We start from the raw sequence: 18,536 nt of genomic DNA, 5'->3' as shown, positions 1-18,536 counted from the left end.
GACCCCGGGCCGTCGTGCTCCCGAGCACCAGGAGGGCCGCCGCCATGCGCATCCTTGTCGTCGCCAGCGCTTTCAACAGCCTCGCCCAGCGGGTCTTCGCCGAGCTCGGCGACCGGGGCCACGCCACGTCCGTGGCCGTGGTGGACGGGCCGCGGGCGCTGTGCGCGGCCGTCCGCCGGCACTGGCCGGACCTGGTCGTCGCGCCGATGCTCACGACGGCGATCCCCCGGGAGGTCTTCTCGCGCCACACCTGTCTGGTCGTCCATCCGGGGCCGCCCGGCGACCGGGGGCCGGCCTCGCTGGACCGGGCCCTGATGGACGGCGAGGTCCGCTGGGGGGTGACGGTCCTTCAGGCGGAGGAGGAGCTGGACGCCGGGCCGGTCTGGGCCTCGGCGGGCTTCGCCGTGCCGCCGGACGTGACCAAGAGCGAGCTGTACCGCGGCGAGGTGGCGGACGCCGCCGTCTCGGCGCTGCTGCTGGCGGTGGAGCGGTTCGGGTCGGGGTCGTGGACACCCCGGGCGCAGACGGAGTTCCCGGTGCGCACCCGCCCCTGGCTGCCGCAGGGCGAGCGGCGGATCGACTGGGCCGCGCAGCCCACGGAGTCGGTGCTGCGCACGCTGCGCGCCGCCGACTCGCGGCCGGGGGTGCGGGACGAGCTGCTGGGCGGCGAGTGGTTCCTGCACGGGGGGCACGGCGAGGACCGGCTGCGGGGCCGGCCGGGCGAGGTGCTGGCGACGCGGGCGGGCGCGATCTGCCGGGCGACGGCGGACGGCGCCGTGTGGATTCCCCAGCTGCGGCGTTGCCGTTCGGGGGACGGGGCGCCCGGCATCAGGCTGCCCGCCGTGACGGCGCTGGGCGACGCGCTGCCCGCCGTGCCGGACGTACCGGCTCCGCTGGAGCTCCCGGCGCACCGGGCGACCTGGAGCGACATCCGGTACACCGAGCGGGGCGAGGTGGGCTTCGTACGGTTCCGCTTCCCCGGCGGGGCGATGAGCGCGGTGCAGTGCCGGCGGCTGCTCAACGCCTACCGGTTCGCGTGCCGCCGGCCGACGTCGGTGATCGTGCTCGGGGGCGAGCGGGACTTCTTCTCCAACGGCATCGACCTGAACGTCATCGAGGCGGCGGCCGACCCGGCCGAGGAGTCCTGGGCGAACATCAACGCGATGGACGACCTGGTCGAGGCGGTGCTCACCACCACCGACCGGCTCGTCGTCGCGGCGGTGGCGGGCAACGCCGCGGCGGGCGGGGCGATGCTGGCGCTCGCGGCGGACGAGGTGTGGTGCCGGGCGGGGACGGTCCTCAATCCGCACTACCGGCTGATGGGCCTGTACGGCTCCGAGTACTGGACGTACACGCTGCCCCGGCGGGTGGGCCCGGCCCGGGCCGCGACCCTGATGGCGGAGGCGGCGCCGGTGAGCGCGGCCCGCGCGCGGGCGCTGGGGCTGGTGGACCGCGTGGTGCCGGGCCCGGCGCAGGAGTTCGCGGGGGCCGTCACCCGGATGGCGGCGGACCTCATCGGTGAATGCGACGTGCCCCTGCGGATCGCGGTGAAGAAGGCCGCGCGGGAGCGGGACGAGTCCCTCAAGCCGCTGGCGGCCTACCGCGCGGAGGAGCTGGAGCGCATGCGCGCGGTGTTCTTCTCGCCCGACGCGCCGTACCACGCGCTGCGGTCGGCGTTCGTGCGCAAGCGGCCGCCGGGCGACGCGGCCGAGCGGTTCGACGCGCTGTCACGCCTCCCCCGGCAGGATATGCATATTGCCGGAAAAGAAGCGGTATGCGAATTTTAGCCTCGGGCACTTCTGGGCACCGAAGGGAATCCGCCGATGGGCTTCGAGCCGATGACACCCGGCTTCGAGGAGGTTCACATCCTGTGGACCTCCGAGGGCATGAGCTGCGACGGCGACACCGTCTCGGTGACCGCCGCCTCGCTGCCGAGCCTGGAGGACGTCCTGCTGGGCGCCATCCCCGGGCTGCCGAAGGTCCATCTGCACAACAAGGTGCTCGCCTACGAGACCGGCGACGACTTCATGGCCGCCTTCCACCAAGCGGCCCGCGGCGAGCTGGAGCCGTTCATCCTCGTCGTCGAGGGGTCGATCCCCAACGAGAACATCAGCGGCGAGGGCTACTGGACCTCGATGGGCAACGACCCGGAGACCGGCGAGCCGATCACCCTCAACACCTGGCTCGACCGCCTGGCCCACCGGGCGTGGGCCGTGGTCGCGATCGGCACCTGCGCCGCCTACGGCGGCATCCACGCCATGGCGGGCAACCCCACCGGCTGCATGGGGCTGGTCGACTACCTCGGCGCCGACTTCCGCACGGCCGGCGGCCTGCCCGTCGTCAACGTGCCCGGCTGCCCGGTCCAGCCCGACAACTTCATGGAGACCCTGCTGTGGGTGCTGCACCAGGCGGCGGGGCTGGCCCCGGTCATCCCGCTGGACGAACAGCTGCGCCCGACCTGGCTGTTCGGCAAGACCGTGCACGAGGGCTGCGACCGGGCCGCGTACTACGAGCAGGGCGACTTCGCCAAGGACTACAACTCCCCCAAGTGCCAGGTCAAGGTGGGCTGCTGGGGACCGGTGGTCAACTGCAACGTCACCAAGCGGGGCTGGATGGACGGCGTGGGCGGCTGCCCGAACGTCGGCGGCATCTGCATCGGCTGCACCATGCCCGGCTTCCCCGACAAGTTCATGCCCTTCATGGACGAGCCGCCCGGCGGCACCCTGTCCTCGAACCTGATGAGCGTCTACGGGCCGTTCATCCGCACCCTGCGCTCCCTCACCAACGTCAGCGTCAACCGCGAGCCCCGCTGGCGGCACAACCGTGAGGCGCTGACCAGCGGCTACGAGCCGCGCTGGCACGGCCGGGACTGACCGGGCCGACCGCGCGAGGAACCACGAGAGGAACCCATCAGTGGCCACCGCCCAGGACAGCGACGCGGCACGGAGCGACCTCACCGACGTCGCGTTCGACCCCATCACCCGGATCATCGGCAATCTGGGCATCTACACGAAGATCGACTTTCCGGCCCGGAAGGTCGTCGAGTGCCGCAGCACCTCGTCGATCTTCCGCGGCTACAGCGTCTTCATGAAGGGCAAAGACCCCCGGGACGCGCACTTCATCACCAGCCGGATCTGCGGGATCTGCGGCGACAACCACGCCACCTGCTCGGTCTACGCCCAGAACATGGCCTACGGCGTCAAGCCGCCGCCGCTCGCCGACTGGATCATCAACCTCGGCGAGGCGGCCGAGTTCATGTTCGACCACACGATCTTCCAGGACAACCTGGTCTTCGTCGACTTCTGCGAACGCATGGTCAAGGAGACCAACCCCGGCGTCCTCGAACGCGCCGAGCGCACCCCCGCCCCGCGCGGCGACGTCCACGGCTACCGGACGATCGCCGACATCATGCGCGCCTTCAACCCCTTCGAGGGCGAGGTCTACAAGGAAGCGCTGCGCATGAGCCGCCTGACCCGGGAGATGTGCTGCCTGATGGAGGGGCGCCACGTCCACCCCTCGACGCTCTACCCCGGCGGCGTCGGCACGGTCGCCACCCCCCAGGTCTTCACCGACTACCTCGTGCGCCTCACCCGCTGCCTGGACTTCGTCAAGCGCGGGGTGGCCCTCAACGACGACGTCTTCGACTTCTTCTACGAGGCCCTGCCCGGCTACGAGGAGGTCGGCCGGCGGCGCACCCTGCTCGGCTGCTGGGGCTGCTTCCAGGACCCCGAGGTCGTGGACTACGACTACCGGAACATGAACACCTGGGGCAACGCCATGTTCGTCACCCCCGGGATCGTCGTCGACAACCAGCTGGTCACCACCGACCTCGTCGACATCAACCTGGGCCTGCGCGTGCTGCTCGGCAGCTCGTACTACGAGGACTGGACCGGCGAGGAGACCTACGTCGACAAGGACCCGCTCGGCAACCCCGTGGACCAGCGCCACCCCTGGAACCAGACCACCCTGCCCAAGCCCCAGAAGCGCGACCTGGACGGCGGCAACTACAGCTGGGTGATGAGCCCGCGCTGGTACGACAAGCGCACCGGCGACCATCTGGCCCTCGACACCGGCGGCGGCCCCCTCGCCCGCCTGTGGACCACCGCGCTGGCCGGCAAGGTCCGTACGCCCTACGTCCGCTCCACCGGCCACAGCGTCGTGATCGACCTGCCGAAGACCCCGGCGACCCCCGAGGTGCGGCTGGAGTGGAAGCCCCCGCCCTTCCCCAACACCATCGAACGCGACCGGGCGCGGATGTACTTCGTCGCCTACGCGGCCGGCATGGCGCTGTACTTCGTCGAGCGCGCGCTGGAGGAGGTGCGGGCCGGGCGCACCAAGGTCTTCCAGGACTTCAAGGTCCCCAAGGAGGCCATCGGCGCCGGCTTCCACGAGGCCGTGCGCGGGGTGCTCTCCCACCACCTCGTCATCCGCGACCGCAAGATCGCCAACTATCACCCCTACCCGCCCACTCCTTGGAACGCCAGCCCCCGCGACCACTACGGAACCCCCGGCCCGTACGAGGACGCGGTGCAGGGCATGACGCTCTTCGAGGAGAACGGCCCGGAGAACTTCAAGGGCATCGACATCATGCGCACCGTCCGCAGCTTCGACCCCTGCCTGCCCTGCGGCGTCCACATGTACCTCGGCGGCGGGCGCACGGTGCGGCAGAGCCACTCGCCGACCTTCGGCGCCCTGGCCTGACGGGAGACACCGCGATGACCTGGAACGATTCCGAGACCCGCGAACACGTCGCGCGCGCCGAGGCGCTGCTGTCGTCGCTCGCGGCCCTGCCCGACGCGGCCGTCCGCGACCAGGTCGCGGACGCCCTGCACGCCGTCGTCGAGCTGTACGGCCAGTGCCTCGCGCGCGTCCTGGAGCACACCGCCGGCCCGGCACGCGACGCCCTCGTCGACGACGAGCTCGTCGGCCATCTCCTGCTGGTGCACGACCTGCATCCCGAACCCGTCGAGGCGCGGGTGCGGCGCGCCCTGCGCGGGCTGCGCGCGGAGCTCGTCGCGGTCGAGGGACGCCTGGCCCGGGTCCGGCTCGCGGCCGGCGGCTGCGGTTCGCACGCGGAGCGGGCCGAGGAGGACGTCCGCGCCGCGGTGACCTGGGCGGCACCGGAGATCGAGCGGGTGGAGGTGACGGAGCCGGCGCCCGGGACGCTGATCCCGGTCGACTCCCTCTTCCGCGCCGGCACGGCGAGCGGGACGTGAGCGCCGCGCCCGTCGCGGCGACCCGGCTGCGGGAGCTGGCCCGCCGCCCCGCCCCCGCCCTCGCTCCGGCACCGGCCGCCCCGGCCGAGCGGTGCGATCTGTGCGCGGAACCGGTCCCGCGGGAGCACCGGCACCTGCTGGACCTCGCGGACGGCGCCGCGCTGTGCTCCTGCCGGGCCTGCGCACTGTTGTTCGATCGCCGGGAGGCGGGCGGCAGGCTCTACCGGCTGCTGCCCACCCGCCGGATCCGCCTGGAGGGCCACCGGATCGACGACCTGCTCTGGGCGGCGCTCGGCGTACCGGTGGGGCTGGCGTTCTTCGTGCGCGACGGCCGGTCGGGGCGGACCGCCGTGAGCTACCCGAGCCCGCTGGGAGCCGTGCGCTCCACCGTGGACCCGGCCGTCTGGGCCGAGCTCGCCAGCGCCCTGCCGGGACCCGCGCGGCCGGCCGACGACGTCGAGGCGCTGCTGGTCAACCGGGCCCAGGAGCCGCACGAGCACTGGATCGTCCCGCTGGACGACTGCTATCGCCTGGTGGCGGTGGTCCGCGCACACTGGAAGGGCCTGACCGGCGGCCGGGAGGCATGGTCCCGGATCGCATCGTTCTTCGCGGAGCCGGCGCCGTCCGCGCCGGACCACGACGGTCTGCGGGAGGCGACATGACACAGAGAACCGCCATCACGGTGGGCGAGCCCGAGGTGCGCCCCGACAAGGCCTCGCACGTCCATGGCGTGCGCCAGGGCAACCACAAGGGCCTCTACAAGCGGCAGCCCGGCCACGAGAGCGACGACCGGTCCTCCTCCCGCAGGTCGACCGGCATCAACCCGGGGCCGAAGAACCCGATCCTGCCCGGCATGCCCAACCTCTCGCCCGCGTGAGCGCGCGCGCACCGCACGGCGCGGACATCGCCGACCTGTCCTTCGCCGTCACCGGCGCCCGCCCCCTCGAGCACGCGGCCGTGCCGACCCTGGCGTTCCGGCTGGCCGTGACGCGGACCGGCGGCGGGCCGGTCCGCTCGGTCAGCCTGACGACGGACGTGCGCATCGCGGTGGAGCGCCGCCGCTACCAGGAGGAGGAACGGCTCGCGCTGGCCCGGCTGTTCGGCCAGCCCGAACAGTGGGCCACCGGCATGCGCCCGCTGACCTGGGCCCGGCTGACCACCGTCGTCCCGCCCTTCGACGACACCACGGCCGTCGACCTGCAGGTGCCCTGCACCCGCGAGTGCGAGCTGGCCGTCACCGCCTACTTCGAGGCCGTACGGGACGCCGAGGTGCCGCTGGACTTCCTCTTCAGCGGCACGGTCTTCCACACCGACGCCGGCGGACGGCTGCGGACCTCGCAGATCTCCTGGGCCCGGGACTGCACGTACCGGCTGCCCGCCGCGCAGTGGCACGCCCTGACGGGCCGGTACTTCGGCGGGCTCAGCTGGCTGCGGGTCACGAAGGACACCCACGCCCGGCTCGGCGCCTTCCGCGCCCGGCACGCGCTGACCGACTGGGACGAGACGGTCCGCGCCCTGCTCGAAGGAGCGCCGCGATGAGCGCCGCCGGCGTCGGCGAGGCCGTCGAGAAGATCGCCCGCACCTGCCTGTACGAGGGCTATCTGCTGTGGCCGTACCGCAGGTCGGCGCTGAAGAACACCCGGCGCTGGACCTTCGGCGGCGTCTTCCCGCAGGCCCGGGCGCGGGCCTGCGGGGAGCGGGACCGGGTGCGGACGGAGGTGCTGCTCGAGGCGGCCGGGGAGGTACGGCTGAGCGTGCGGGTGCGGTTCCTGCACGTCCTCGAGCGGCAGGTGCACCGGGTGCGCGCGGACGGCGGCCGGGAGCCGGTCGACTCCCTCACCGTCGCCGGTACGCGCCACCTGACGTGGCAGGAGGCCACCGAGCACGAATGGGTCCTGCCGCCGTGGTCCCCCGCCGACGGCCCCCGGCGGACCGAGGTCGGCGCGCCCGCGGTCACGGACGAGGAGCCGCTGACCGACGAGGACGGCCGCCCGGCCGGGGTCCTGGTCCGCACCCGTCGGCCACTGACCGGCACCGTCACCCTGGACGCCGTCCCCGTGGCGGACGGCGTACGGCGGATCACCGTCGTCGTCCGCAACACCACCGCCTGCCCGGGGCCCGGCGGCGACCCGCGCACCGCCCGCGACGAGCTGGCCCCGTACGCCTTCGTCTCCACCCACCTGGTGCTCGGCTGCGAGGGCCCCGGGGCCTTCGTCTCGCTCGCCGACCCGCCCGCCGCCCTGCGGGAGGCGGCCGGCGCCTGCCGCAACGACGGCACCTGGCCCGCGCTGGTGGCCGGGTGCGGCGGGCCGCCGGACGGGGACCGGCAGCGGTCCGGGGCCGTGCTGTCCTCGCCCGTCACCCTCGAGGACTTCCCGGCCGTCGCCCCCGAGAGCCCCGGCGACCTCTTCGACGGCGGCGAGATCGACCAGCTGCTGATCCTCAACGTGCTCGCCCTCACGCCGCACGAGCAGGAGGAGGCCCGCGCGAGCGACCCCCGGGCCCGCGAGATCCTCGACCGCTGCGCCGCCCTGTCCCCCGACGACCTGATGGCACTGCACGGGACGATCCGGGGGCTCTCCCCCGCCGTCCGGTCCCTCGCGGAGGAACGATGACGACGGGCGGCACGGTACTGGTGGACGGGGTGCGGCTCGGCCGCGGCAGCAGGGTCCGGCTGCGGCCCGCCCGGGGCGCGGACGTCCTCGACCTGGCGCTGGCCGGGCGGACGGCCGAGGTCGAGGCGGTGGAGGAGGACCTGGAGGGCCGGGTGCAGCTGGTCGTCACGCTGCACGACGACACGGGCCGCGACTTCGCCACCGGCCTGGGGCACCGCTTCTTCTTCTCGCCCGAGGAGGTGGAGCCCGTCCGGGACGCGCCCGCCGGGGCGCCGCGCCGCGTCCTCGTCGCGGGCATCGGCAACGTCTTCCTCGCCGACGACGCCTTCGGGCCCGAGGTCGTCGCCGCCCTGCGCGGCCGGCCCCTGCCGCCCGGCGCCCACCTGGCCGACTTCGGCATCCGCGGCATGGACCTGGCCTACCGGCTGCTGGACGGCTACGACGCGGCGGTGCTGGTCGACGCGGCGCCGCGCGGCGGCGAGCCCGGCACGCTGTACGTCATCGAGGTGGACGGCACCCCGGACGGCGCGGGCGCGGAGCGGGCGGCCGCGCCGGAGGCCCACGGCATGGATCCGGTGAAGGTGCTCGCGCTGGCCCGGGAGCTGGCGCGCGAGGAGGGCGTCCTCCTGCCCCGCCTGGTGGTGCTCGGGTGCGAGCCGCTGATCCGGATGCGCGGTGACGAGCCCGACGTGGCCTTCGGGCTCAGCGAGCCCGTACGGGCGGCGGTCGGCCGGGCCGTACCGCTGCTGCTGTCCCTGACCGGCGACCTGCTGGACGATCCGCGCCGCCCGCTGGAGCCGCCCGTGGCGGCCACGGCGTCGCCCGCCGTGCCGAGGAGGTGACCGACATGAGAAACGGGATCTTCATCCCGGCGGTCGTGGTACGCATCGCCGTAGGCGTCATCGCCGCGGCGGTCGTCACGGCGATCGTCACCAGCGCCCCCGACGCGGTGCGCTACATCAAGATGGAAACCATGTAGGCCCCGGCCCCGGCCCGGCCCCGGCCCGGCCCCGTTCACAGCAGCGTTCCCAGCGGTCCGAGGTCGAGATTGAGGTCCTCGGGCCGCAGGCCGTGCAGGGCGCACAGCTCCTCCATGTGCCCGGCGAGCGCCATCAGGGTCTGCCCGATCCGCTCCTCCTGCTCCTCGGTGAGGTCGCCCGCCTCGGCGCGGCGCAGCGCCTGCCGCTCCATCAACTGCCGCAGCAGTTCCACGACGGTGAGCACCAGCCGGGCCAGGTCGCGCTCGGCGGTGTCCCGGTCCAGCTCCACGCGGCGCGTCATGAGCCGGCCTCCAGGGGGGCGGCCACCAGGGCGTCGACGGAGCAGATGAGGGCGTGCAGGTCGATGCGGACGAGGTCGACGTCGGCGATCCGCAGGGTGAGGTCGCCGGCGATCACGACGCCGCCCGCCAGGAGCCGGTCGAGGAGGTCGACCAGGGCGGGGCCGCGTTCGGCGGGCGGGGCGTGGCCGGTCACGGGGACTCCGGGGAGGCGTCGGTTCCGGCGAAGGAGTAGGGGGCCCAGGGGCCGGTGAGGTCCACGCGCATCCCGTCGCGGGGGGCGCGCTCCGCCAGCTGGGCGACGGCCGAGGTGAAGCGGGGGCCGTCCTCGCGCCTGACGAGGTACGCGGCGTTGAGGACGTTGCGGCCCGCCTGGCCGGAGAGCCGGGGGTTCTGGGGCGGGTGGAGCCGGGTCTCCTGGGCCAGGGCGGTGAGCGTGGTGTGGATACCGCGCGCGGCCTCGTCCTCGCGCCGCACTCCCTCCTGGGCCGCGTGCCGTTCGGCGGCGCGGCGGCGGAGGTAGTCGCGGCCGGACACGGCGGCGCGCGGCGCGTCCGGGGGTGGTACGGCGACCGTCCCGGCCGGCCGGGCCGTGCCGAGCGCGTAGATCTTGACGCCCCATTCGGTGCGGCCGTCCAGCCGGTCGAGGGCCGCGAGCAGCGTGTCGTGGCGGGCGCCCAGCATCGCGCGGGCGCCCTCCTCGTCGTGGAAGACCGTCGCCAGGCGCAGCGGCAGGACGCTCGGGGCGACGGCGGCGGCCGCGCCGATCACCCTCTGGTGGGCGCGGGCGGTCCGCTCCAGCCAGTCGAGGTCCTCCAGGTGTTCGGCCAGCTGCCGTTCGCCGTGGTCCGTCGCGGGCACCGGCCCGGCCAGGACCATGAGGTCGCCGTGGCGCACGGCGCGTACGGGCCCGTCGGCGACGCCGGTGACGGTCTCCAGGGCCCCGGCGACGGCGTCGGAGGCGCGGACGACGGCGTAGGCGTACAGATAGCGCGCTTGCGTGGGGTTCACCCGGATCCCTCCTGCCGTCCCTCGGGCCCGGCCCGTTTCTCCAGTTCGGCGACGCGCGCCGCCAGGCGGCCGACGTCGGTGCCGGCCCCCTCCACGGATTCCTCGCGGCGGGCGCGGGAGGAGAGCGAGGGGTCGCTCTCCCACCAGTCGATGCCCATCTCCTTCGCCTTGTCGACGGAGACCACGATCAGCCGCAGCCGGATGGTGAGGAGTTCGATGTCGAGCAGGTCGACGCGGATGTCCCCCGCGATGACGATGCCCTTGTCAAGCACCCGTTCGAGGATGTCGGCGAGATTGGCCGGCCCCTCCGCGGGCACCGGCGCCCTTCGCCCGACCGTCCCGCTCATCCCGCTCGTCTCACTCATGTCGCCCCGCTTCCGCCGGCCGGCGGGTGCGTGCGTTCCAGGCGGTCGAGGAGGGCGTCCTCGAGCCGGTCGAATTCCTCGTCGTCGATCCGGCCCGCCGCCCTGCTCTCCTCCAGCGCCTTGAGTTCGCCGCGCACCACGGCCGGGTCGTAGTACAGCCGCTCCGCCTCCGCCAGCACCCGGCGCAGCACCCAGCCGACGAAGCCGATCATTCGACGAAGCTGTAGGGCGGCAGCGGGCCGTGGACGGTCAGGTCCAGCTGGGGGTGCGCCTTCTCGAGTCGGCGGACCTCGTCGAGCAGGCGCCGGGCGGCGGCCTCCTCGATGAGGTAGGAGACGTTCAGGAAGCAGCCGGAGTTCTCCGGCCCGGTCCGCTCCCGCTCCGCCAGCGGTGCCAGGGTCTCGCGCACCAGCTCGGCGTCGCGGCCCTCGCGCTCGCGCACCCCCTGGGCGACCAGCTCGCCGAAGCGCAGCCGTTGTTCGTACGAGCCGCCGCCGTCGGCCTGGTTGGCCGCGGCGAGGCTGCGCAGGCCGGCGTTCTCGGCGAGGACGAGGTGCAGGACGGCGTCCTCGCGGTGGACGGCCTTGACGTTGTACTCGACGCGGCCGTTCAGTTTGACCAACGCCTCGCGGTAGCGGTCGGCATGCTCGTCGAGGACGTCGCGGACGCGGTCGTCGCTGTCGGAGAGGCTGCCGAAGCGCATGGGCAGGACGGGGGCGCGCCGGCCGACCTCGGTGACGACGTTCTGGTGGGCCAGCAGGTCGCGCCGCTTGGGCCGCAGCCGCTCGGGGCAGTCGCTGACCACCGCGGCCAGGTCGTCGTGGGTGACCAGGCGTACGGGCAGCGGCGGGTCGCCGATGCCGGTGAGGTCCTCGGGCAGCGGGGTGCGGCCCAGGCGTGCGATGCCGTAGACGTAGGTGGTCACTGGTCCTCCTCCTTCTTCCTGCGGGAGGCGGTGGTGCGGCTGCTCTCGGTGTCCTTGCCGCGCACCTGGCGGACCGCGTCCTGCACGGTCTGCGCGGCTCCGGAGAGGGCGCCCTTGGTCTTGCCGTGGGCCCCGCTCTCGGTCATCTGGCCGACGATGTCGGGCAGTCCGGCGCTCCGGTGCGGGCCGGCCTCCAGGTCGAGGCGGTTGCACGCCTCGGCGAAGCGCAGGTAGGTGTCGACGCTGGCGACCACGACACGTACGTCGATCTTCAGGATTTCGATGCCGACCAGCGAGACGCGCACGAACGCGTCGATCACCAGTCCGCGGTCGAGGACGAGTTCCAGGACGTCGTACAGGCCGCTGGTACCGCCTGCGCCGCCGCCCTGCTCCATTGGGACAACGCTCATCTCGGACAGCTTCCCCTCGTCCCCGAGGGCCGGTCCGGCCCGGCACGCGCGCGGGTCTCAGCGGGAGCCGGTCCGGCCGCGTTCGTAGCGCCGAACGCGGCGGTAGCCGGTGAGCAGGCCGTCGGGGTCGAGGGTCACCTCGTAGAGCGCCATCACGCTCATCGTCTCGGGGACGCGGGCGATCTCGACCACCTCGGCCTCCAGCTCCCACCCCTCTTCGGTCCGTTCGAACCGGGAGATGCCTTCCGGGCGCAGTCCGGTCAGTTCCGCGAACTGTTCGTGGGCCGCGCGCAGGACCTGCGGTGCCGTAAGAGCCGGTTTCCCGGGCTCGGGGGATGAAGATTCCTTGGATTTCTTCGGATCAGTCATGGGGCCTCGTCATCGGTCTTGGGGCCTTGTTCTCCGGTTACCACGCCATTGATTTCCCAAACCCCTGGATTGAAGGGCCAATTGGAGGGCAGCCGATGCATCGGAGGTTGATATCCCATGGTTCCTCTTCTTCTCGTTCTCCTGCTCGCCCTGATCCTTTTCGGGGCGGGATTCGCCATCAAGGTGCTGTGGTGGGTCGCCGTGGCCGTTCTCGTGATCTGGCTGCTCGGCTTCGTCATGCGGTCCGCCGACAGTGGCGCAGGCCGCGGCCGCGGCCGCTGGTACCGATGGTGAGATCCCCCGCACAGTCCACGGCCGCCGGGCACCCGCCCGGCGGCCCTTTCCGTGCCGCGCCGTGCCCTGCTTCGCGCGCCTGCCGATAATCGTTTCGCGCCGCGCGGGAAGCGCCTTACTGTGGCGCGGTGACGACTCAGATGATCATTCTCAACGGCGGTTCCAGCGCGGGGAAGTCCGGGATCGTACGGTGCCTGCAGGCCGTACTGCCGGATCCGTGGCTGGCGTTCGGGTGCGACTCGTTCGTCGACGCGATGCCCGCGAGGATGCAGGAGTCGGACGGAGGGATCGTGTTCGCGGCGGACGGCGGGGTGAGCGTCGGGGAGGACTTCCGGGCGCTGGAGGCGGCCTGGATGGACGGCATCGTGGCGATGGCCCGTGCCGGCGCCAGGATCGTCGTCGATGACGTCTTCCTCGGCGGAGCGGCCTCCCAGCAGCGGTGGCGAAAGGCCCTGGGCGATCTGGACGTGCTGTGGGTCGGCGTCAGGTGTGAGACCGAGGTCGCCGCGGGCCGTGAGATCGCACGGGGAGACCGCATCCGGGGGATGGCCGCGTCGCAGGCGGACGTGGTGCACGAGGGGGTCTTCTACGACCTGGAGGTGGACACGACGCACACCGAGTCCCTGGTGTGCGCGCGCACCATCGCCGCCCACGTCGTCCCGTCCGGCCGCCACGACCGTCGCCCCGGCGAACCCGCTCGGTCACAGCACTAGGTGAGGCGTTCGGCCTCCGCCTCGGCGGCCTCGGCCGCGCGGCGGGCCGAGCGCCAGGCGCGTTCCGCCGCGCGGACGCGGTTCTGGATCTCCCGCACCCGTTCGTGGGCGGCGCGCCGGCGGTCCTCGGCCTCGGCGAGTTCGGCGGCCAGCTCCTCCAGCTGCCGCTGGGCGTCCCGTTCGGCCCGCTCGGCCCGGTCCGCCTCGTCGCGGGCGCGGCCCAGTTCCTCCTCGCGGGTGTGCGACTCCTTCCTGGCCTCGCGCGCCTGCCGCCGGGCGAGGGTGAGTTCCTCGCCGTGCTGCTTGGCCTGCCGGCGGGCGCGCTCCGCCGCCAGGTCGGTGACGCGCGCCCCGGGGCCGCGCTCGCGCGACGGCCCGGCGGGGGCGGGCGACGGCGGTGCCGCAAGCCGCTCCGCCGCGTCGGGGGTGAGCCCGGGGAAGCCGGTCGCCGGGGCCGGCGGCCTGGTCAGCCGGCCGGCGGCCCACTCCCGTGCCGTGCCGGGGTCCGCCAGGACCGCGTGCAGGGTCTCCTCGACCTCGCGCCGTACGTCCTCGCCGACGGGGTGCCCGGCCTCCTCCGCGAGCCGGCTCGCCTGTGCGGACAGGGAGACCACCAGGGCGCGCTGCCGGCGGCCCAGCTCGCGCAGCCGCCCGCCGTCGAGGTCGCGGTGGGCGGCGCGCAGGCCCTCGCCGAGCGCCGTCAGCGCCTCGGCCTCGTCCGGCAGCGCGCGCACCAGGAGATTGCTCGCCCAGGCCGCCAGCGTCGGGCGGCGCAGCGCCTTCAGCCGCCGGGCCAGCTCGAGGTCGCCGTCCCGGCGGGCCTGGGCGGCCCGCCGGTCGCGGGCGGCGGTGAACTCCTCCGGCCGCAGCCGGAAGAGCTCGTCGATGGCGCTCTCCGGGTCCATGGGGGGGCTTTCCGTCCGCAGGGGCCGCACATGGGGGTACGGCAGCGACCCGGTTTTCCGGGTCACTGCCGTACCGTACGCGCGTCGTTACTGGTGGCGCTTCTTCTTGGCGGTCTGCCGGACGTTCTCCACGGCGTCGTGGAGGTGTCCCTTGGTCTTCTCCACGCGTCCCTCGGTCTCCATCCGCTTGTCGCCGGTGGCCCGGCCGGTCGTCTCCTTGAGCCGGCCCTTGGCCTGCTCGGCCTTCGCCTTGGCCCTGTCCTTGGCACTCATGCCTCAGCACTGCCTTTCGAAGAGAGGTGATCGTGTCGTCGGGAACGGGTGGGCGTCTGGCTCCCGTGCCCGTGTCGCTCCCATGCCGTGTACCCCCTCACGGTCAAGTCTCCCGCCCCGCTGTCATCCGCGCACCTCGTCGGCCACTTCCTCGTCCAGGGCGCGGCTCAGTTGAGCAGGCCGGGGCGGCGGGGGAAGCGGTGCTGCGCGAGGGCGGTGGCCAGGGCGTCGGCGATGTCCTCCGCCGAGGCGGTGCCGTTGCCGGTCAGGACGCCGTGGTCGGGCGCCGACTCGCCCAGGACGACCGCTTCGGGCACCTTGGCCTCGGTCAGCAGCCGGGTGCCCTCGCCGAGGGCGGCCAGCGGCTTGCCGTGGCGGTAGGCCTCCTCGACGAACCGTACGGCCGCCGGGTCGGCGGCCAGCGCGGACACCGCCTCCTTGCCGTCCGCGACCAGCACCGCGTCGTAGAGGACAGACCCCATGGTGGGCAGCGCGCGGTCGACCTTCAGGGCGCCGCCGTCGGCGCCCCGGACGCTGCCGTCCCTGGCGGCCAGCACCTCGACGATCACGCCCTCCGTGGCCAGCCGCTCGCGCACGGCCGTCACCTGCCCGGCGTCGGTGCCCTCGGCGGCCAGCACCGCGACCTTGCGGGTGCGGATGCCGGAGCCGAGGAGGTTCTCCTGGCTGAGGGCGGGAGAGGTGGCCGAGGGGACGCCGGAGACCGGCGCCGGGGCCGGCACGCCGACGCCCTCGGCGACCATCGCGGCGAGGTCGCCGTTGACGTTGGCCAGATTGCCGACCATGCGCTCGCGGACCTCCATGGAGCCGACCTTGCCGAGCTCGAAGCGGAAGGCCTCCGTGATGTGCCGCCGCTCCCAGTCCGACATGCTGTTCCAGAACAGCGCGGCCTGGCTGTAGTGGTCCTGGAAGCTCTCGCTGCGCACCCGGATCTTCTCGCCGTCCACGCGCTCGGCGTAGTGCCGGAACACCCCGGCGCCGCCGCCCGCTCCCGCGTGGGCGGGGCAGCCGCCGCCCAGGGAGTTGGGGAAGTAGTTGGTGCCGGGGTGGATGACCTGCTGGCCGAAGCCGTCGCGGTGGTTGTGGTGGACGTCGGCGACGGGCCGGTTGACCGGGATCTGGCTGAAGTTGGGGCCGCCCAGGCGGATCAGCTGGGTGTCGAGGTAGGAGAAGTTGCGGCCCTGCAGCAGCGGGTCGTTGGTGAAGTCGATGCCGGGCACGACGTTCGCTGTGTGGAAGGCGACCTGCTCGGTCTCGGCGAAGAAGTTCTGCGGGTTGCGGTTGAGCACGAGCCGGCCGACGGGACGCACCGGCACCTGCTCCTCGGGGATGATCTTAGTGGCGTCGAGCAGGTCGAAGTCGAAGGAGAACTCGTCCTCCTCGGGGACCAGCTGCACCCCGAGCTCCCATTCGGGGTACTCCCCGGCCTCGATGGCCTCCCACAGGTCCCGCCGGTGGTAGTCGGGGTCCCGTCCGGCGGTGATCTGCGCCTCGTCCCAGACCTGGGAGTGCACGCCCAGCTTCGGCTTCCAGTGGAACTTCACGAACGTGCCGCGGCCGTCGGCGGTGACGAACCGGAAGGAGTGCACCCCGAAGCCCTGCATCATCCGGAAGCTGCGCGGGATGGCCCGGTCGGACATCGCCCACATCAGCATGTGGGTGGTCTCCGGCTGCAGGGAGGCGAAGTCCCAGAACGTGTCGTGCGCGGTGCCGCCGGTGGGCATCTCGTTGTCCGGTTCCATCTTCACCGCGTGCACGAAGTCGGGGAACTTGATGGCGTCCTGGATGAAGAACACCGGAATGTTGTTGCCGACCAGGTCGTAATTCCCCTCGCGGGTGTAGAACTTGGTGGCGAACCCGCGCACGTCGCGCACCGTGTCCGCGGAGCCGCGCGGGCCCTGGACGGTGGAGAAGCGCACGAAGACGGGCGTGCGGCGGCCGGCCTCGGCGAGGAAGTCGGCGCAGGTGTACTCGCTCAGCGACTCGTACGGCTCGAAGTAGCCGTAGGCGCCGGCGCCCCGGGCGTGGACGACGCGTTCGGGGATGCGCTCGTGGTCGAAGTGGGTGATCTTCTCGCGGTTGTGGAAGTCCTCGAGGAGCGTGGGCCCGCGCGTCCCGGCCCGCAGCGCGTTGTCGGTGTCGTCGACCCGCACGCCCTGGTCCGTGGTGAGGGCGTCGCTCTCGGGGGCGGCACGGAAGCGTTCCAGCTGCTCGTCCTTGGCGTCCTGCGGTGCGGGGGTCCCCCGCTGTTGCGACTGGTGGTGGGCGGACACGCGCGCACATCCTTCCGCGTGGGTTCATCCAAAGGGGGGAGGGACTCGGCGGCACGGCGCCGCTCGCCTCCTCAGGCTCACCCGCGTTCCCCCGGCGGGCAACTGGACACCGCCGACCGGGCGCGGCCGGGCGGCCCGGGGCCGGATCAGGACAGCTGCTGGTTGAAGCGGCGGGCGGCGCGGTCGTTGAGCCGGGTGAGGCGGTGCAGGGCCCGGGAGTGGGCGCCCCGGGCGGCGACGCGGCCGGGGACGTTGCGCCTCGGCGCCTCGCCGGCGGAGGGCAGCAGCCGGGCGCACAGCGTCAGGGCGCGGGTGGTGGTGGCCGGGGCGACGCCGTGCAGCCGGACGGCGGCCTTGGCGACGGGGGTGAGCACCAGCTCGGGCCGGCGGTGCTCGGCGGCCCGTACGACGGCGCGCGCCGCCCGCTCGGCGTCCATCGACAGCCCGGGCAGCCCCGCCGCGACGGCGAACCAGGCGTACTCCTTGGAGGGGCGGCCGCTGAACCGCGCGGCCGTGTGGGATCCCGTGCGCATCAGGCCCGGCAGGACGGTCGTCACGCTGATGCCATCCGCCGCCAGTTCCGCGCGCAGCCCCTCGGAGAGCCCGGCGGCGGCGAACTTCGCGCCGACGTAGGGCAGCAGGTGCGGGGCGGCCACGCGGCCGCCGATGGAGCTGATGTTCACGATCCGGCCGTCGCCCCGCTCGCGCAGGGCCGGCGCCGCGGCCAGGACCAGGCGCAGCGGGGCGAAGTACATCGTCTCCATGGCGTCGCGGAAGTCGGCCTCGGTCATGGCGGAGAGCGGGCCCACCTGGATGACGCCGGCGTTGTTGACCAGGATGTCCAGGCCGCCGAAGGCCTCGTGGGCGGCGGCGACGAGGCGCTGCGGGGCGTGCTTGTCGGTGACGTCGCAGGCCAGGTGGGTGACGGGGGCGCCTTCGTCGCGGAGCATCTCCGCGGCACAGGCGAGCTCCTCCTCGTCGCGGGCGCACAGCAGCACCGAGCACCCCCGGCGGGCCAGTTCCCGGGCGATCAGCAGGCCCAGGCCCCGGGAGGAGCCGGTCACGAGCGCCGCGCGGCCTTCCAGGCGGTCATGGTGCGAGCGGGCCACGGGACCACCTCCTTCGCTGTCCGCCAAGTGTCACCCGGCACGGCGGGCGGCGCCGCTCGGGACGGTCGCGGCGGGCGCGGTGTCGCCCCGGCGACGCGGGGTACCCGGCACGGACCCGACCGACCGACGCGTTGAGGAGGAACGGGCATGGCGCCCTCGGATGCGGCCGGACAGCGGCCCGGGAGCGACGACGTGGTGGTGCCGCCGCACCGGCGGCGGGAGGGGATCCGCGCCCTGACGGACGAGGTCCGGGCGCTCTGACCCGGGACGGAGGCAGGAGACGATGACACGACTGGTCAAGGACGTGATGACGGCGGGCGTCGCCACGGTGTGGACCGAGGCCTCGCTGGCCGAGGTCGCGCAGATGATGCGCGACCAGGACGTCGGGGACGTGGTGGTGGCCAGCGGCGACACGGTGGTGGGGATGATCACCGACCGGGACATCACCGTGCGCGCCGTCGCCGACGGGATGGACCCGCTCTCGCTGAGCGCCGGTTCGGTGTGCACGCCGGACCCGGTGGTGATCGGGCCGCTCGAGCCCGCCGAGCGGGCCGCCGAGCTGATGCGGCTGCATGCGGTGCGGCTGCTTCCGGTGGTCGAGGACGGCCGCCCGGTGGGGCTGGTGAGCCTGGGTGACCTCACCAGGGAGCGGGATGCCCGGGCGGCGCCGGCCGGCGCCGGCCGTACGGTACCCGGCCGCTGACCCGGGCGGCCCGGGGGCGCGGTGCGCCCGCCCGGCGGCGGGCGCACCGTCAGGGGCA

The 18,536-nt window shown here is 73.7% G+C and carries 25 protein-coding genes; 13 read left to right on the top strand and 12 right to left on the bottom strand.

Features of this window, described 5'->3' with window-relative positions; genetic code table 11:
* Positions 1-44: 44 nt before the first annotated feature.
* Genes IE295_RS05755 through IE295_RS34075 form a run of 10 tightly spaced genes read left to right on the top strand, consistent with a single transcriptional unit; the run spans position 45 to position 8,810 of the window.
* Positions 45-1,787 carry an enoyl-CoA hydratase-related protein gene (locus IE295_RS05755; protein ID WP_190062295.1) on the top strand — a complete coding sequence of 581 codons (1,743 nt, stop codon included), beginning with the start codon at positions 45-47 and terminating at the stop codon, positions 1,785-1,787.
* Between the two features lie 36 nt (positions 1,788-1,823).
* Complete coding sequence (locus IE295_RS05750; protein WP_190062294.1) at positions 1,824-2,873, top strand: NADH-quinone oxidoreductase subunit B family protein; 1,050 nt, start codon at positions 1,824-1,826, stop codon at positions 2,871-2,873.
* A 40-nt stretch (positions 2,874-2,913) separates the two neighbouring features.
* Entirely contained in the window at positions 2,914-4,701 is a 1,788-nt protein-coding gene (locus tag IE295_RS05745; RefSeq protein WP_190062293.1) for a nickel-dependent hydrogenase large subunit, read from the top strand.
* Between the two features lie 14 nt (positions 4,702-4,715).
* Positions 4,716-5,216, top strand: coding sequence for a NifU-related iron-sulfur-binding protein (locus IE295_RS05740; protein WP_190062292.1), 501 nt, complete (start codon positions 4,716-4,718; stop codon positions 5,214-5,216).
* Positions 5,213-5,878 carry a DUF5947 family protein gene (locus IE295_RS05735; RefSeq protein WP_190062291.1) on the top strand — a complete coding sequence of 222 codons (666 nt, stop codon included), beginning with the start codon at positions 5,213-5,215 and terminating at the stop codon, positions 5,876-5,878. The genes IE295_RS05740 and IE295_RS05735 overlap by 4 nt, the downstream gene beginning before the upstream one ends.
* A complete protein-coding gene (locus tag IE295_RS05730; protein WP_190062290.1) occupies positions 5,875-6,093 on the top strand; it encodes a hypothetical protein in 219 nt (72 codons plus the stop codon). Before IE295_RS05735 ends, IE295_RS05730 begins: the two co-directional genes overlap by 4 nt.
* Positions 6,090-6,755 carry a DUF6084 family protein gene (locus IE295_RS05725; RefSeq protein ID WP_224323354.1) on the top strand — a complete coding sequence of 222 codons (666 nt, stop codon included), beginning with the start codon at positions 6,090-6,092 and terminating at the stop codon, positions 6,753-6,755. Before IE295_RS05730 ends, IE295_RS05725 begins: the two co-directional genes overlap by 4 nt.
* On the top strand, positions 6,752-7,831 hold the full coding sequence (locus tag IE295_RS05720; RefSeq protein WP_190062289.1) for a hypothetical protein: 1,080 nt from the start codon (positions 6,752-6,754) through the stop codon (positions 7,829-7,831). Before IE295_RS05725 ends, IE295_RS05720 begins: the two co-directional genes overlap by 4 nt.
* A complete protein-coding gene (locus IE295_RS05715; protein WP_190062288.1) occupies positions 7,828-8,673 on the top strand; it encodes a hydrogenase maturation protease in 846 nt (281 codons plus the stop codon). Before IE295_RS05720 ends, IE295_RS05715 begins: the two co-directional genes overlap by 4 nt.
* A gap of 5 nt (positions 8,674-8,678) precedes the next feature.
* Positions 8,679-8,810, top strand: a complete 132-nt coding sequence (locus IE295_RS34075; RefSeq protein ID WP_263453839.1) for a DUF6893 family small protein — start codon at positions 8,679-8,681, stop codon at positions 8,808-8,810.
* Between the two features lie 35 nt (positions 8,811-8,845).
* On the opposite strand, the gene IE295_RS05710 is transcribed toward IE295_RS34075, so the two are convergent.
* The 8 genes from IE295_RS05710 to IE295_RS05675 are packed head-to-tail and all read right to left on the bottom strand — an operon-like array spanning position 8,846 to position 12,190.
* On the bottom strand, positions 8,846-9,112 hold the full coding sequence (locus IE295_RS05710) for a gas vesicle protein K (RefSeq protein WP_190062287.1): 267 nt from the start codon (positions 9,110-9,112) through the stop codon (positions 8,846-8,848).
* Positions 9,109-9,306 (bottom strand): gas vesicle protein, encoded by a 198-nt coding sequence (locus tag IE295_RS05705; protein ID WP_190062286.1) that lies wholly within the window; start codon positions 9,304-9,306, stop codon positions 9,109-9,111. Before IE295_RS05705 ends, IE295_RS05710 begins: the two co-directional genes overlap by 4 nt.
* The gene (locus tag IE295_RS05700; RefSeq protein ID WP_224323355.1) at positions 9,303-10,121 is read right to left on the bottom strand and encodes a GvpL/GvpF family gas vesicle protein; all 819 of its coding nucleotides are present in this window, start codon (positions 10,119-10,121) and stop codon (positions 9,303-9,305) included. Before IE295_RS05700 ends, IE295_RS05705 begins: the two co-directional genes overlap by 4 nt.
* The gene (locus tag IE295_RS05695; protein WP_190062428.1) at positions 10,118-10,468 is read right to left on the bottom strand and encodes a gas vesicle protein; all 351 of its coding nucleotides are present in this window, start codon (positions 10,466-10,468) and stop codon (positions 10,118-10,120) included. The genes IE295_RS05700 and IE295_RS05695 overlap by 4 nt, the downstream gene beginning before the upstream one ends.
* A gap of 14 nt (positions 10,469-10,482) precedes the next feature.
* Positions 10,483-10,698 (bottom strand): gas vesicle protein GvpG, encoded by a 216-nt coding sequence (locus tag IE295_RS05690; protein ID WP_190062285.1) that lies wholly within the window; start codon positions 10,696-10,698, stop codon positions 10,483-10,485.
* A complete protein-coding gene (locus IE295_RS05685; RefSeq protein ID WP_190062284.1) occupies positions 10,695-11,411 on the bottom strand; it encodes a GvpL/GvpF family gas vesicle protein in 717 nt (238 codons plus the stop codon). Before IE295_RS05685 ends, IE295_RS05690 begins: the two co-directional genes overlap by 4 nt.
* The gene (locus IE295_RS05680; RefSeq protein WP_190062283.1) at positions 11,408-11,821 is read right to left on the bottom strand and encodes a gas vesicle structural protein GvpA; all 414 of its coding nucleotides are present in this window, start codon (positions 11,819-11,821) and stop codon (positions 11,408-11,410) included. The genes IE295_RS05685 and IE295_RS05680 overlap by 4 nt, the downstream gene beginning before the upstream one ends.
* Before the next feature lie 57 nt (positions 11,822-11,878).
* The gene (locus tag IE295_RS05675) at positions 11,879-12,190 is read right to left on the bottom strand and encodes a gas vesicle protein GvpO (RefSeq protein ID WP_190062282.1); all 312 of its coding nucleotides are present in this window, start codon (positions 12,188-12,190) and stop codon (positions 11,879-11,881) included.
* A gap of 117 nt (positions 12,191-12,307) precedes the next feature.
* On the opposite strand from IE295_RS05675, the gene IE295_RS05670 reads away from it, so the two are divergent.
* Both IE295_RS05670 and cpt read left to right on the top strand, forming a co-directional pair.
* Entirely contained in the window at positions 12,308-12,484 is a 177-nt protein-coding gene (locus IE295_RS05670) for a hydrophobic protein (protein ID WP_190062281.1), read from the top strand.
* 140 nt (positions 12,485-12,624) lie between these two features.
* Entirely contained in the window at positions 12,625-13,197 is a 573-nt protein-coding gene (cpt, locus tag IE295_RS05665; RefSeq protein ID WP_190062427.1) for a chloramphenicol phosphotransferase CPT, read from the top strand.
* Here the strand turns inward: cpt and IE295_RS05660 are convergent.
* The 4 genes from IE295_RS05660 to IE295_RS05645 all read right to left on the bottom strand — a co-directional run bounded on the left by IE295_RS05660 (position 13,194) and on the right by IE295_RS05645 (position 17,775).
* Positions 13,194-14,102, bottom strand: a complete 909-nt coding sequence (locus IE295_RS05660) for a hypothetical protein (RefSeq protein WP_190062280.1) — start codon at positions 14,100-14,102, stop codon at positions 13,194-13,196. The genes cpt and IE295_RS05660 overlap by 4 nt on opposite strands.
* A gap of 87 nt (positions 14,103-14,189) precedes the next feature.
* On the bottom strand, positions 14,190-14,375 hold the full coding sequence (locus IE295_RS05655; protein WP_190062279.1) for a CsbD family protein: 186 nt from the start codon (positions 14,373-14,375) through the stop codon (positions 14,190-14,192).
* A gap of 167 nt (positions 14,376-14,542) precedes the next feature.
* Positions 14,543-16,666 (bottom strand): catalase, encoded by a 2,124-nt coding sequence (locus IE295_RS05650; RefSeq protein WP_190062278.1) that lies wholly within the window; start codon positions 16,664-16,666, stop codon positions 14,543-14,545.
* Positions 16,667-16,812: 146 nt separating this feature from the next.
* Positions 16,813-17,775: an SDR family NAD(P)-dependent oxidoreductase gene (locus IE295_RS05645; protein WP_190062277.1), complete on the bottom strand. Its 963-nt coding sequence runs from the start codon at positions 17,773-17,775 to the stop codon at positions 16,813-16,815.
* A gap of 283 nt (positions 17,776-18,058) precedes the next feature.
* Between IE295_RS05645 and IE295_RS05640 the strand changes: the two genes are divergently transcribed.
* Positions 18,059-18,478 (top strand): CBS domain-containing protein, encoded by a 420-nt coding sequence (locus IE295_RS05640; protein WP_190062276.1) that lies wholly within the window; start codon positions 18,059-18,061, stop codon positions 18,476-18,478.
* Positions 18,479-18,536 lie beyond the last annotated feature (58 nt).

It is taken from the genome of Streptomyces griseocarneus (assembly GCF_014655595.1).
Lineage (GTDB): Bacteria > Actinomycetota > Actinomycetes > Streptomycetales > Streptomycetaceae > Streptomyces > Streptomyces griseocarneus.
This window is presented reverse-complemented; position numbering and strand designations above follow the sequence as displayed.